This window comes from Hyphomonas sp. CY54-11-8 (genome assembly GCF_000682735.1).
Taxonomy (GTDB): Bacteria; Pseudomonadota; Alphaproteobacteria; order Caulobacterales; family Hyphomonadaceae; genus Hyphomonas.
Map to the genome: position 1 here is coordinate 147,217 of NZ_AWFD01000037.1, position 13,284 is coordinate 160,500.

Consider the following 13,284-nt stretch of genomic DNA (forward strand, 5'->3'; position numbering starts at 1 on the left):
AGGATTATTAAGAAATACTTAGATCAGCCCGACTTCGGCGAACTTGCTTTCAAGAATCTCTGCGTCGAACGGCTTCATAATAAACTCATCGGCACCGGATCGTAGCGCCTCGCCGACATGTTCTGCATCATTCTCGATCGAGCAGAACATGACAACCGGCTTTTTACCACCCTCTTCCCGCCGCAGGGCGCGCAGGAAATCGAGGCCGTTCATCACGGGCATGTTCCAGTCCAGCAGGACAGCCTCGGGCATCTGCTTGCGGCAGATATCCAGAGCTTCCGAGCCATTTCCCGCTTCGACCACTTCGAAGCGCAGATCCTTGATGATACGGGCCGCAACTTTCCGCACTACGCGGGAATCGTCGACTATCAGGCACGTTTTCATGAACCTTTTCCCCACTGGAACACCATCTCTGGACGCTCGCCGAAGTGTCTTAACAAAATCTTTCAACGCCCGTCCGGCGAGCAGGCTCAGCCTTCGGCGCGCAGCCCCGCGGCCATGAAGATCACCTGACCGTCGCTCGCCTTGGCGGTAAACTCGCCTTCGAGGCCGTCACAGATCATTTTGGCAAACAGCGGTTGAATGTTTTCGGCCCGCCAGCCTTCAGTCGGATCGGTGCCTTCGATTGCCGCAGTCACTTCTTCCTTGAGGCGGGCGCGATCCCCTTTTGCCGTCAACGTGATCGTCAGGCCGCCCGCTTCGCTGCGGATGCGGACGCTGACCACACCGCCGCGCGGCAGGGATTCTACCGCCAGCATGACGAGGTTCATCATCAGGCGAACGTGAGAAAAGCTCAGATGGTCCGCCTGAAGGTCCCACTCGACGCTCGGCTTGTGGCTGCTGACAAAAGCGTCGGTAATCTTGCGGGCTTCATGAATATCCGCCGCACCGGCATTCAGGCCGATGGACCCGAAGGCATAACGCAGAAACTGGATGCGCGCAGCGGCTTTTTCCGCCCCATCATGCAGCAGCGCCTCTGCCTGGGCTTTCATTTCATGATCGCCCGGCTCGTCCATGAGGTCGAGTGCATTTGTGACCGAGGAAATCGGCGAAACGAGGTCGTGGCAAATGCGCGACGCAATGTACGCAGACAGGCGCGCAGGATCGATCGATGACATGGTCAGCCCTGTAGAAGATAGTGTGACAACGGCGGCAGGATTGGGTGCTCCGCCGTTTGTGTCAATCAAAGCTGCGTGAAGATACCGTCACAGCTGCAGGGGTCACAGGGTTGGGTCGTCCGGCCGGTCGATATCGTCGTGTCCGTGGCGTGCCGAGTAAAATGTCAGGAAAAACAGGCCGCCCGACAAGCCAACGGTGAGCACCGCGCCGATAATATAGGCTGCCCAGCCATGCCCGCTGATCCCGTCGCTGCCACCCATCCAGAAACGTGGCATGACAGCAAGCACCACTGCCAGGACAGCGATGCAGGCGAATATGACGGCGATGGCTTTACGAGACATGACCCTACCCTAGAGCCGAAGCCGGGCCGGGCAAGTCACGATGTCACTTGCGTTTCCAGACGCCGGACTCGTCCATGTAGTACTCGCCGGCATCCAGCTTCTCGATCTGCTTCTCACCGGTCAGGCGGGCGACTTGCGCAGGCGTCGTCCCCGTCTGGGCAGCGACCTCGGCATATTTGGCCGCGCGGCGATTGTTGATCTCATTGACCTTGCGGACAATGGCCGGATCGGCGGCGCCCACGACACCCAGAAGGCCGTCGATGGTTTCACCCACCTGGCCGGCATCTATGGCGGCATCGATCACGGGGTCGCCCGCAAAAGCGGCAGGCGCCACCGCAAAGGATGCGATGGCGAATACGGAGGCGGCAGCGAAAGTGCGAAGGGATGTCATGAAATGTCTCCTCTCTTCGCTAGAACAGATCCGGGTTGTCCGCGATCAGTTCCTCGACTTCCTTGTCGAGGATGATGCGCACTTCCTGGGTGATATTGAGATCGATCTTGATCGGCTTGTCCGACGGTTCGATCTTTATCGTATGCGTGCAGGCAGCCAGGATAGCAAATCCGGCGCCGGCAAGGAGTGTGTGTCGAAGGGTCATGGGCGTGGCGGCCTCCTTGAAGCTTGCGCCACCATGCCATGGCGCGGCTTAACGTCAATCAAGGACATGGTTGTCCCCTATTCATCTTCGGCGATTTTCAGCCCGCGGTCCGTCAGCACTTCCTCAACGACGAAATCGGTCAGCTTCTGCTGGTTGGTGTAGAACTGGCTGGAGCGGAAGAGTTCCGCCAGCGCCGAATCCACAGCGATGTTGAATTCAAAGGGCTGGCCCTTCACAATATGGGCGTTCGACCCATAAGTGACGTCGTTCCGGCTCTTGCCAGCCAGTTTCAGCGTGATCTTCACCCGGTCGGTCACATCCCCGTCCAGCCCGACCTCGAGCACCGTGAAGTCAAAATCCTTCAGCGCCTCGAATGCGAGGCGGACATTGGCGTCGGACTGGGCCGCAGAGTCTGCGGCATCTCCCAGATAGGCAACCCGACCGCCGCTATCGTCCGCAAAAAGCCGCGCATCACGAACCAGGACTTTCGTCCGTTCCACATCGATCGGGAACCGGCCAGACACTGTGCCTTCTGCCTCGATCTTAGGAAGCTTCAGGATACGGACGAGCTCGGCCAGATCGATCGCATCTGCCGTCACTTCGACATGTTGCGCATCTGCACCAAGGGCCCAGTCAAACGGGGCCAGCGCCAGCGTTCCGCCAGCAAAGGGAAAGGCCGCAGAGTCGACCGCAAGGACTTTCCCGCCTGAAAACGCAAACACGATCCGGCCTTCGCGAAGCGGAACGCCGGGGTTCATGCCGCCAACCGTCAGCACCTGGCTCGGATCGGTGGAGAGCGTAAACAGATCCGCAAAGTGAACCTGCCCATTCACATTCTCCACCCGCCCGAGGCGAGTCGTCTGAAATCCGAAGTCCGTGACGGACACATCCGCGGTGCCGGCCAGACGCCCGCCATCTATCTTCACATCGGAAGCGGCTTCCATCTGGCCTGCCGCATCTGTGTAAACGCCGCGCAAACGCTCCGACAGCATGACGGGCTGCAGTCCGCCTTTCTTGAATTCCAACACGCGCGTGGCGACCCGCGCCGTGCCGTCGAGCGTCAGCACATTGATGTCTGCCGTGATGTCGCCGACCGGCACATCATTGGCTTTCAGGCGTAGCGGACCACTGAGCGCCAATTGCCACTCATGCATCTGCGCCGTCAGATCAGAGACGAGCGGCTGATAGACCGGGTCATCGCGGAAGTCCCGGATCAGGACCGATCCACCTGCGAGGTCTCCGGACAAGCCGCCAGAACCGATTTCGCCATCGAAACTGATTTCCTTAGCGGTCACCTTTGCCGGGATCAGTGTTCCGCCAAACACCGTATTGCCCAGCGTCGCGGCAAGCGCAGGCACTTTGCCTTTCGCCGTCACAAGGCGGACATGCGGATTTGCCGCATCAATCGACAGTGTACGGTCTCCAATATCCATTGGCAGGGTGAGATCAGGCGAGGAAAGCGACAGGGTGAAGCCTTTACGCACCGACCAATCGATCGCGGCATTCGTCAGGTTGAGCTGACCGGTGACCGATTTTGATTCAAATGGCCAGGACAATTTGCCAAGGGAGGCTGTACCGGATGCATCCCCGTTCCCGGGCTTCATGAACGCGCCTTTGCGCGGACAGAGGTTGAGCTTGTTTGGCTGGAACATCACGCTGCCGAGCTTCACGCCTTGCGTATCAAACCGAAGGCATGGCTCATTCACTGGCTCAACGCGAAGCCCCTCTTCCCGATTGATCACCTGGATTGTGCCGCTCAGCCGAGAGTCGGAGAGCTCAATCCCGAACACGGGTCCGGACAGCGACACCCAACCGCCTGCATTTACGCTCAGATCATCTGGCTTCGAGCTGACTCTTAGTGATGAGAGATCCATACCAAACCGTGTTCCGTTCACGGACCAGGGGGACAGATCCACAGAGCGCGCATCGATGAGCAAGCCGCTGCTTCCAAATGCCAGTGAGTTGAGGTCTGCAGACACTCGTGGCGCGCCGCCGCCTTTCAGGGACAGCTCGCCGCCAATTGAGGCCGTTCCGCCATTCAGGCTGAACCAGGGCTTGTCCGTCCGCTGTGACGACACGGACAAAGCCAGACCGCTCGCCGCCTTGAGCGACGCAGTGTCCTGCGCATCGAGCGTCAGATTCCCTTCGCGCACTGTCACACCGACCTGCGCCTGAGCATCGAAATCAGACAGCGCCTGGCTGAAGGCCGCTCTCAGACTGTCACCATGCGCCGTCAGGGGAGACGGCAGTTTCACGCGGCTGAGCGGGCCCTCTGCAAATGTTTCGGTCAGGGCAGCATCTGTGGCGGCGATCTGGCCAAAGAAGCGGACACCCTCCGCTTCCGTCCAGGCAACTTGGCCTGCCGCGGACAGGTCACCCGCCTTGCCTTGCGGTATCGAGACATCCTTCAGGGAAAAATCCGTTGGCCCAGCAATCGTGCCGTCCGTTTTGCGCATTGAGGCTTCGACACGGGCCTTGCCCGCGGAATAGCCACGCCACCCCGATTTACCGGATTCCAGTTGAATGTCTGCCTCGGTCAATGCGTCGATCAGCGCCTCTCGCGTCGCATCGGCCACCCGGTCCAGTTGCGCATGACCACTGGTCTCGAGGCCGGAGAGCGCAAAGTCGGCGCCAGAGGCTTCCGTTATCCGCCCCTCCCAGACCAGCCGCGCGGGCGCCTCTTCATCGAGACCTGACTCTATGGTCGCTACCAGCTGGGCGTCGATCAGGCTCACATCGTCAGTGCGCATTTCTTCGAGGGTGAGGTTCACGCGGCCTTCCAGCTGGCCATTCCGCGCAACAAGATCCGCAACACCGCCAGACCAGCGAAGGTATCCCTGCGGTTCGTCCAGATGGGCCGGGTCCAAAACGATGGAGGCTGTGGCATCCTTCGGAAACAGACCGTTCGCCGAGACACTGGCGCCGACCTCACCGGCGCTCGTCCGGATCAGGATGCGACCATCGCGAATGTCGATCGCCGGAAGCGCCCCACCGCCGCTACTGCCACCAGACGGCACCAGCCGCTCAAGCCCGTAAAAGCCGATTTGTCCGTCAGTGAGCGCCCCGCTCACAACGGGCGCTTCCAGCTCAACGCCAGCAACACGCGGCGTGAATAGCCCAGGCCAATCCAGGCGGACGCGAGCCCAAGGCGCTTCGAAAGCCGTCTGGCCCTGCCCTTTTACAGCAAGATCACTGATCGCAGCGCCATTGAGCCCCAGCTCGTCAAACCGGGCCGTACAGGCGAGGTTCCGTCCGGCGCACCAGTCGGCCAGCACCTGACGGGCAATGCTTTTCCGCATCGCCCAGCCAGCAATCAGGCCGAGCAGTACCAGCAGCACAGCCCCTGCCAGCACATGACGTGCCCAGCGCGCACGCGCCGATGGCGCCTTGCGGCCTGTTTTGCTAAAATCTCCGTCATCTGCCTGCGTCACTGACTCATCCGGCTTGCGTCCGGCTCGCTGTGGAAATTAGAATCTTGCCTGAAAGGGGAATTCCTTTCCGGCCTTGTTTCAAAAGCCTTAATAGGCAAAGGCGATAACAATTTGGCGAATAAACGTCCGTCTGCATGGGATTTGCAGGCAGGAGGCCAGGGTGGCGAACAAAATGGAGGGGCTTGCAGCATGCAAGACACTCAACAGACGACCGAACCCCAGGCGCCAGCGCGCTCGACTCTTTCGCATGGCGTGAAGAGCCTTGTTGCGCTGCTGGTACTGGGAACAGGCTCGGCCCTTGCGGGTCTGCTGATCGCCGGACCGAACGGCCAGAACGGGCCGGGCGCCGCAGAAGCAGCCCCCGCCCCACCGCCGCTGGCGACGACCCTGCTGACCGCCACAGATATTGAGCCACCCGCAGCGCCGCTGCAGACGGCGACCGGCACGCTGGCCCGCCGCGAGACGCTGACCGGCCTCGTCCAACGTCTCGGCGCCCCCGCAAACGAAGCGGCCAGTGCCCTTCAGACCCTTTACGACCAGGACCTGATCGATCCGCGGCGACTTCTGCCCGGTCTTGAAGCCGAAGTATTCCTGGATGACGGGCATCTCAGTGCCCTCAACGTGAAGGCCGAGGCTGGGCGGAACCTGTTCATCAAACGCGGCGCGGACGGCGGCTGGACCGCCGCGGCCCTGAATGCGCGTCTGATTCCGCAATATCACCGCGTCGGCGCCCCGATCGAAACCTCGATCTATGAAACGGCATTGAACCTCGGCGCGGGGGACCAGCAAGTCGTCGACTTCGCCTCCGTCTTCGCCTACGACGTTGACTTCCAACGCGAAATTCACCCAGGCGACTCCTTCGAAATGGTGTACGAAACGTACACCGATGAGGCCGGGCACCCGGTAAAGACCGGCAACCTGATCTACGCCGCCCTTAACGGCCAGGCCCTGACGCGCAGCTTCTACCGCTTCGCGCCCTCAGACGATGGCGAGACCGATTACTTCGATTTCAATGGTGAAAGCGCCACGAAATTCCTGATGAAGACGCCGATCAACGGCGCGCGGCTTTCCTCTTCCTTCGGGAACCGCGTCCATCCGATTTCCGGCTATACCCGCCTGCACAAGGGCACGGACTTCGCCGCGCCGACCGGCACACCGGTTTATGCGGCCGGTAACGGCACGGTCGAATGGGCCGCCCGCCGCGGCGGCTATGGCAATTACATCATCGTTCGCCACGCCAATGGCTACAAAACAGCTTATGCCCACCTGTCGCGCTATACCCGCGGCCTGCGCAAAGGGCGCCGTGTGCGTCAGGGCGAAATCATTGGTTATGTCGGATCAACAGGCGCCTCCACAGGACCCCACCTGCACTATGAGGTGTACATCAATGGCAAGCCGGTAAACGCGATGAAGCTGAAACTGCCCACCGGCCGCAAACTGGCCGAGACGCCGCTCATGATGGATGAATTCCTGAAAACCCGTGACGAGATCGATGCGATCCGCGCCGAAGAGGGCGGGTCCCTGCTCAGCGTCTCGCTGCCAATGAACCCACCCTCCCCCTGAGGCACAGCAAACCCGCAGAAAAAAGAAAACGGCGCAGGTTTTCCTGCGCCGTTTCCGTTTGATGTGACGTTGCTTAGTTCAGAACAGCTGCGCCCTTGGCGAAGTCGTTCGGGACGCCGTTGATGGAGAGCTGATCGCCTTCCACGCCGATCTTGATGGTTTCGCCATCATGGATCCGGCCTTCCAGAAGCAGCCGGGCCAGCGGGTCCTGAAGCTCCTTCTGGATCACCCGCTTCAACGGACGGGCGCCATAGACCGGGTCATAACCGCGGGCGGCCAGCCAGTTGCGGGCGTCGAGGCTGAGCTCCAGCTTCATCTTCCTGTCCTTCAGCAGGCCTTCGAGGCGCTCCATCTGGATGTCGACGATGTGGTCGATCTCGCCGCGGCCCAGCCGTTTGAAGAAGACGATCTCGTCGATCCGGTTGATGAACTCCGGACGGAAGTGCGCCCGGATGGCCCCCATCACCGCATCTTTCGCACTCTCGGAGATATCGCCTTCCTCACCTGAGGCCAGCGCATCGGCGCCGAGGTTCGACGTCATGATGATGATCGTGTTCTTGAAGTCCACGGTCCGGCCCTGGCCATCCGTCAGGCGGCCATCGTCCAGCACCTGAAGCAGCGTGTTGAACAGGTCCGGGTGGGCCTTCTCGACCTCGTCGAACAGCACGACCTGATAAGGACGCCGGCGGACCGCTTCGGTCAGCACGCCGCCTTCATCATATCCGACATAGCCGGGAGGCGCGCCGATCAGGCGGGCCACGGAGTGCTTCTCCGAGAACTCCGACATGTCGAGCCGCAAGATGGCCGTGTCGTCGTCAAACATGAATTCGGCGAGCGCCTTGGTCAGCTCCGTCTTACCGACACCGGTCGGACCGACGAACAGGAACGAGCCGATCGGACGGTTCGGGTCCTGCAGGCCGGCACGCGCGCGGCGCACGGCGTTGGATACAGCTTCAAGGGCCGGGTCCTGGCCAACGACCCGCTTGCGCAGGGCGTCCTCCATCTTCAGCAGCTTCTCGCGCTCGCCTTCCATCATCTTGTCGACGGGAATGCCCGTCCACTTCGAGACGACCGCCGCGATGTCTTCAGGTTTCACAACTTCGGAGACGACACCGCCGCCGCCATCTTCGCTGCTCTCGGTTTCCCGGATCAGTTTTTCCAGCTGCGGAATGGTCGCGAACTTCAGCTCGGATGCCTTGGCGAGATCACCCTGGCGCTGGGCTTCGGCCATTTCGGCATAGGCCCGGTCCAGCTGCTCCTTCGCAGTAGCAGCGCCTTTCAGCTTGTTCTTCTCGGCGCTCCAAGCCGTCGTCAGCTCGTCGGAATGGGCCTGCAATTCTGCAATCTCTTCCTCAAGCGTGTTGAGACGCTCCTTGGAGGCTGCATCCTTCTCTTTCTTCAGCGCTTCGGCTTCGATCTTCAGCTGCAGCAGGCGGCGGTCGATCTCGTCCAGTTCTTCCGGCTTGGAGTCCACCTGCATGCGCAGGCGTGAGGCCGCTTCGTCCATCAGGTCGATGGCCTTGTCCGGCAGGAAGCGGTCCGTGATGTAGCGGTTCGACAGCGTGGCCGCCGAAACGATCGCCGCATCCGATACGCGTACGCCGTGGTGGGCCTCATACCGGCCCTTCAGGCCACGGAGGATCGAGATCGTGTCTTCCACGGTCGGCTCGTCCACGAACACGGCCATGAAACGGCGGGCAAGTGCCGGGTCGCCTTCGACATATTTCCGGTATTCATCCAGCGTCGTGGCACCAACACAGTGGAGCTCACCGCGGGCGAGCGCCGGCTTCAACAGGTTCGAGGCGTCCATCGCCCCGTCGCCCTTCCCGGCCCCGACCAGCGTATGCATCTCGTCGATGAACAGGATGATGCCGCCTTCGGCCTGCTGCACTTCGTTCAGCACTGCTTTCAGGCGTTCCTCGAATTCACCGCGAAACTTCGCGCCGGCAATCAGCGCGCCCATATCGAGGGCGAGCAGCTTCTTGTCCTTCAGGCTTTCCGGCACATCCCCATTGACGATACGCAGGGCGAGACCCTCGGCAATTGCTGTTTTACCCACACCGGGCTCACCGATCAGGACAGGGTTGTTCTTGGTCCGGCGCGACAGGACCTGGATCGTGCGGCGGATTTCCTCGTCACGGCCGATGACCGGGTCGAGCTTGCCGTCGCGCGCATCCTGGGTCAGGTCACGGGCATATTTCTTGAGGGCTTCATAGCCTTCTTCGGCATTGGCGCTGTCGGCTGTGCGCCCCTGGCGCAGCTGGGCAATCGCCCCTTCCAGCCCTTTTGGTGTCACACCAGCATCCTTCAGAATATTTGCGGCCGGATCACCGGTGAGGCCGGCAATCGCCAGCAAAAGGCGTTCGGTTGTTACGAAGGAATCGCCTGCCTTCTTGGCCCCGGCTTCAGCATCCTGGAACAGTTTCGCCCCAGCCTGCTCAAGGCGCAGGCCGGTGTTCGAGCCGGAAACTTTCGGGATCTTGCCGAGCGCCGTGTCGACGCCCTGAACCACAAGTTCAGGCCGGCCGCCGCTCGCACGGATGAGGTTCACGGCCAACTGGTCGCGATCCTCCAGCATTTCTTTCAGGACATGGGCAGGTGTCAGAACCTGATGGCCAGCCGCCAATGCGGCTGTCTGAGCGCCCTGGATAATGGCCCGGGCCCGCTCGGTATATTGCTCAATATTCATGTATCATCCCCTTTCAAAGGCAGATTTGTTTCGGGATTCCAGCGCCCCGCTTAGCGGCAGTGCCATTGTCCTTCATAGCCAATGTGGGAACAGATTCCGGTGTTGCAACTCCCCTGCGGCGGGAAGGCTCACACAAGAAAAAGCCCGGCCGCCTGAAGCGCACCGGGCTGTTTGTTTGCGACGGAGCCTGTTCGCTCAGTCGGTCGTTTCGGCGGACGTTTCCGCTTCCTCGTCCTTGGCCTTGCGGCGGCCGCGGGAAACCGTCTTCAACACACCATCGGACGGATCGGAATCGTCTGAAGACTCATTTTCCCCGCTCTTGTAGGTCTTGCGACGCGGGCTCTTGCGGCGCGGCTTCTGCTTGTCGTCCTTGTCGTCATTGTCCGAAGACGCGCTGGATTCGTCGGAGGCGGTATCCTCATCGATGACCCGCATGGCGTCATCGCCGCTGTCGTCCTGCTTCGACGGAGCATCACGGCGCTCGACGCTGGCTTCGGTCTTTTCAGACTCGTCCTTTCCGGACTCATTCGAATTGTCATCGCCGTCATTGCGGGGATTGTCACGGCGGTTCTGGTCGCGCTCATCGCGGCTGCCGCCGCGCTGTTGCTGCTGGCGATCCCGCGCTTCCTGCTGCTTGGCAACGATGCGCTGGTAATGTTCGGCAAACTGATAATAGGCTTCCGAGAGAATGCGGTCACCGCTGGTCTGGGCATCGCGCGCATACTGCTGGTACTTTTCAAGCACCTGCTGGGCAGACCCACGGATTTTCACGTCCGGTCCGACAGATTCGAAGTGCCGGTTCGGATTGTTGAAATTGTTCTGGTTGTTACCGCCTGACCGGCGGTTGCGCCCGCGTGAGCGTTTCATGAAGTCAGTCCCATGTTCATGCGCCTGCTAGTCTGTGCAGGCATTCCGTCGCGCTGGCCCTTTGTTCAGCTGGCCACAGCCCCATTTTTTGCGCGAAGCCTGTGATCGAAGAGGGAAACCAACGGAACCCGCTCATCTCATTTCACACGATTCTTCTATCCTGTAATGCCTTGGCCGCCAAGCGAAAATGTAAGTATCACTTTTCGAGTTTCCGGCCCCATACGGCACGATCATTTCCGCCAAGGTCTTTTGAGACCCCGATTTCGGTAAATTCTGCCAACTCGAGCAATCCGGACACCGCTTCTTTCTGGTCGTGGCCAATCTCGAAAACCAGCCACGCACCGGGTTTCAGATAGTCCCTGGCGAGTTCGATTATCTCCCGATAGGCGAACAGCCCGTCCTCGCCACCGTCCAGCGCGGAAACCGGATCATGCGCACGGACTTCCGGCGCAAGACCGGCAATCTCGCTGCTGGCGATGTAGGGAGGGTTGGAAATTACCAGGTCCGCCGTCTGCCAATCCCGCCAGTCTGCCCAGCTTCCTTCGAAAACGGTCGAACGGTCCTGAAGCTTCAGCCGGGTGAGGTTTTCACGCGCCAGGCTCGCCGCCTGCGGACTCGCCTCAACGCCGACACCCCGGACGCGCGGACGGTTGGCGAGGATGGCCGCCAGAAGGCAGCCCGTTCCCGTACCAAGGTCTGCGACAATCATCGCCTCCCCTTCCGGGATCCGGCGCAGGGCGGCCTCCACCACCACTTCACTGTCCGGTCGCGGGATCAGCGCGCGCCCATCGCAAAGGAATTCGAGACCATAGAACTCGGTCGAACCGAGAATGTGTTGGAGCGGTTGCCGTGTCTGCCGCTTACGGAGCATTTCGCCGAAACGGTTTGCAACCTCGTCAGGCACCGCGTCCGTTTCGGCAGAGATCAGCCCCGTGCGGGACAGGCCGGACGCAGCCATAAGCATCCGGCGCACCTCATGGCCGGCTTCTTCGATGCCGGCTTCGCGCAGGCGGTTTACGCCGTCGCGGAGAAGCTCCTGATAGATCTGCACGCCGGATACCTCCATCCTGACGCCTGCTTCGGCGGTTAGCCTGCGTCTTCCATGGCAGCGAGCTTGCGCGCCTGGTCTTCCGTAATCAGCGCTTCGATCACGTCCTGCAGCTTGTCGCCCGAAATGATCCGGTCCAACGAATAAAGCGTCAGGCCGATCCTGTGATCGGTCACGCGGTTTTCCGGATAGTTGTAGGTGCGTACTTTCTGGCTGCGATCGCCGGAGCCGATCTGGCTGGCCCGCGCCTCGGCACGCTCGGCATCGGCTTCAGCTCGCTGCTTCTCATAAAGCCGGATCTTCAGCTGATCCATCGCCTTCTCACGGTTCACGTGCTGCGACTTTTCGGAACTCGTCACCATGATACCCGTTGCCAGGTGCGTGATGCGCACTGCGGAGTCGGTCGTGTTGACGTGCTGCCCGCCTGCCCCGGAGGAGCGCATTGTATCGATACGGATGTCTTCCGGCTTGATGTCGATCTCGATATTTTCCGGCGCGGGCAGCACGGCGACGGTTGCCGCGGATGTGTGGATCCGGCCCTGCGTCTCGGTGGCCGGAACGCGTTGCACCCGGTGCACGCCGCTTTCCCATTTCATATGGCCAAACACGCCATCGCCAGACACGTTGGCGACAATCTCCTTGTAGCCGCCCGCATCGCCCGGTGATGCATCGACCACGTCCACCTTCCAGCCCATCAGCTGGGCATAGCGCGAATACATGCGGAAGAGGTCACCGGCAAAAATCGCCGCCTCGTCCCCGCCGGTTCCGGCGCGGATTTCCAGCACAATATCGGCCGTGTCATCGACATCCTTCGGCAACAGGAGGATCTGCATTTCCTGCTCAAGCTCAGGCAGCTTCTCCTTCAGTTCCTCGATTTCCATCTCGGCCAGCTCGGCCATTTCCTTGTCACTGCCAGATGCCAGCGCCTGGGCCTCTTTCAGACCCTTGCGCGAATTCAGAAGGTCCCTCGCCTTTTCGACGACGGGCTTCAGTTCCGCATGTTCCTTCGACAGCGCGATGATCTCGGCCGTATCCGAGGTCGCGCCCATGCGCGCCTCGACTTCTTCAAATCGGTCGATCACCTGCTCGAGGCGGGAATTAGAAATGCTTGCCATGGCGGCTTCTCTAGAGCCGTTTACGGCAACTGGTAAGCCCCTTCCGGCGGTTCTATGCCAGCGTGAGGATGCGGACCACTTCCTTGCCGGCCAGGATGAACAGCGTCAGCGAGCCAAGCGCAAACATCATGAACCGCAGCGTCACTTTCGGCGACAGGATCTGCACGAAGGAATGCACCACCCGCAGGCCGACATAGGCCCAGGCGAGGTAGGTCGCGACATGATCGCCCCCGCCAGTCAGCGCGGCGAAGAACATCAGGGCGTAGAAGATCGTCGGCTGTTCGTGCAGGTGGTTGTAATTGTCGGCCACCGACCGGACGTTCGCCGGCATCCTGTCGACATAAGTGCCGGGATGGCGCGCTTCGTCAGGATTGATCTGCGCTTTCTGCATCGCCGGAATGCGCGTCGCATACATCCACAGCCACATAACAAGCGTCCACACCACAAGGGCGAGAACAGGGTAAAGAAATCCAACATTGATTGGCATGGGTGCCCTCCCTAAGCACTGTTTTTCT

Annotated in this window: 12 protein-coding genes; 1 reads left to right on the top strand and 11 read right to left on the bottom strand. The window is 60.8% G+C overall.

The features are described from left to right. Positions 1-18: 18 nt before the first annotated feature. The 6 genes from HY17_RS17820 to HY17_RS17845 form a co-directional block, all read right to left on the bottom strand. Complete coding sequence (locus tag HY17_RS17820; protein WP_034769156.1) at positions 19-384, bottom strand: PleD family two-component system response regulator; 366 nt, start codon at positions 382-384, stop codon at positions 19-21. An 86-nt stretch (positions 385-470) separates the two neighbouring features. After that, the gene (locus tag HY17_RS17825) at positions 471-1,118 is read right to left on the bottom strand and encodes a histidine phosphotransferase family protein (protein ID WP_034769158.1); all 648 of its coding nucleotides are present in this window, start codon (positions 1,116-1,118) and stop codon (positions 471-473) included. A 102-nt stretch (positions 1,119-1,220) separates the two neighbouring features. After that, a complete protein-coding gene (locus tag HY17_RS17830; protein WP_034769160.1) occupies positions 1,221-1,460 on the bottom strand; it encodes a hypothetical protein in 240 nt (79 codons plus the stop codon). A gap of 43 nt (positions 1,461-1,503) precedes the next feature. Beyond that, positions 1,504-1,851, bottom strand: a complete 348-nt coding sequence (locus HY17_RS17835) for a YdbL family protein (protein ID WP_034769162.1) — start codon at positions 1,849-1,851, stop codon at positions 1,504-1,506. 19 nt (positions 1,852-1,870) lie between these two features. Then, positions 1,871-2,056 (bottom strand): YnbE family lipoprotein, encoded by a 186-nt coding sequence (locus HY17_RS17840; RefSeq protein WP_034769164.1) that lies wholly within the window; start codon positions 2,054-2,056, stop codon positions 1,871-1,873. 77 nt (positions 2,057-2,133) lie between these two features. Continuing rightward, the gene (locus HY17_RS17845; protein ID WP_034769166.1) at positions 2,134-5,487 is read right to left on the bottom strand and encodes a YdbH domain-containing protein; all 3,354 of its coding nucleotides are present in this window, start codon (positions 5,485-5,487) and stop codon (positions 2,134-2,136) included. Between the two features lie 189 nt (positions 5,488-5,676). Between HY17_RS17845 and HY17_RS17850 the strand changes: the two genes are divergently transcribed. Continuing rightward, on the top strand, positions 5,677-7,050 hold the full coding sequence (locus HY17_RS17850; RefSeq protein WP_051600283.1) for a M23 family metallopeptidase: 1,374 nt from the start codon (positions 5,677-5,679) through the stop codon (positions 7,048-7,050). 73 nt (positions 7,051-7,123) lie between these two features. On the opposite strand, the gene clpB is transcribed toward HY17_RS17850, so the two are convergent. From clpB to HY17_RS17875, 5 genes are all read right to left on the bottom strand, one after another. Beyond that, on the bottom strand, positions 7,124-9,739 hold the full coding sequence (clpB, locus tag HY17_RS17855; protein ID WP_034769168.1) for an ATP-dependent chaperone ClpB: 2,616 nt from the start codon (positions 9,737-9,739) through the stop codon (positions 7,124-7,126). A gap of 195 nt (positions 9,740-9,934) precedes the next feature. Next, on the bottom strand, positions 9,935-10,606 hold the full coding sequence (locus tag HY17_RS19740; protein WP_051600284.1) for a DUF4167 domain-containing protein: 672 nt from the start codon (positions 10,604-10,606) through the stop codon (positions 9,935-9,937). 196 nt (positions 10,607-10,802) lie between these two features. Continuing rightward, positions 10,803-11,657: a peptide chain release factor N(5)-glutamine methyltransferase gene (gene prmC / locus HY17_RS17865; protein ID WP_175354408.1), complete on the bottom strand. Its 855-nt coding sequence runs from the start codon at positions 11,655-11,657 to the stop codon at positions 10,803-10,805. Between the two features lie 35 nt (positions 11,658-11,692). Then, positions 11,693-12,769, bottom strand: coding sequence for a peptide chain release factor 1 (prfA, locus tag HY17_RS17870; RefSeq protein WP_034769173.1), 1,077 nt, complete (start codon positions 12,767-12,769; stop codon positions 11,693-11,695). A gap of 52 nt (positions 12,770-12,821) precedes the next feature. Next, positions 12,822-13,256 (bottom strand): MAPEG family protein, encoded by a 435-nt coding sequence (locus HY17_RS17875; protein ID WP_034769175.1) that lies wholly within the window; start codon positions 13,254-13,256, stop codon positions 12,822-12,824. Positions 13,257-13,284 lie beyond the last annotated feature (28 nt).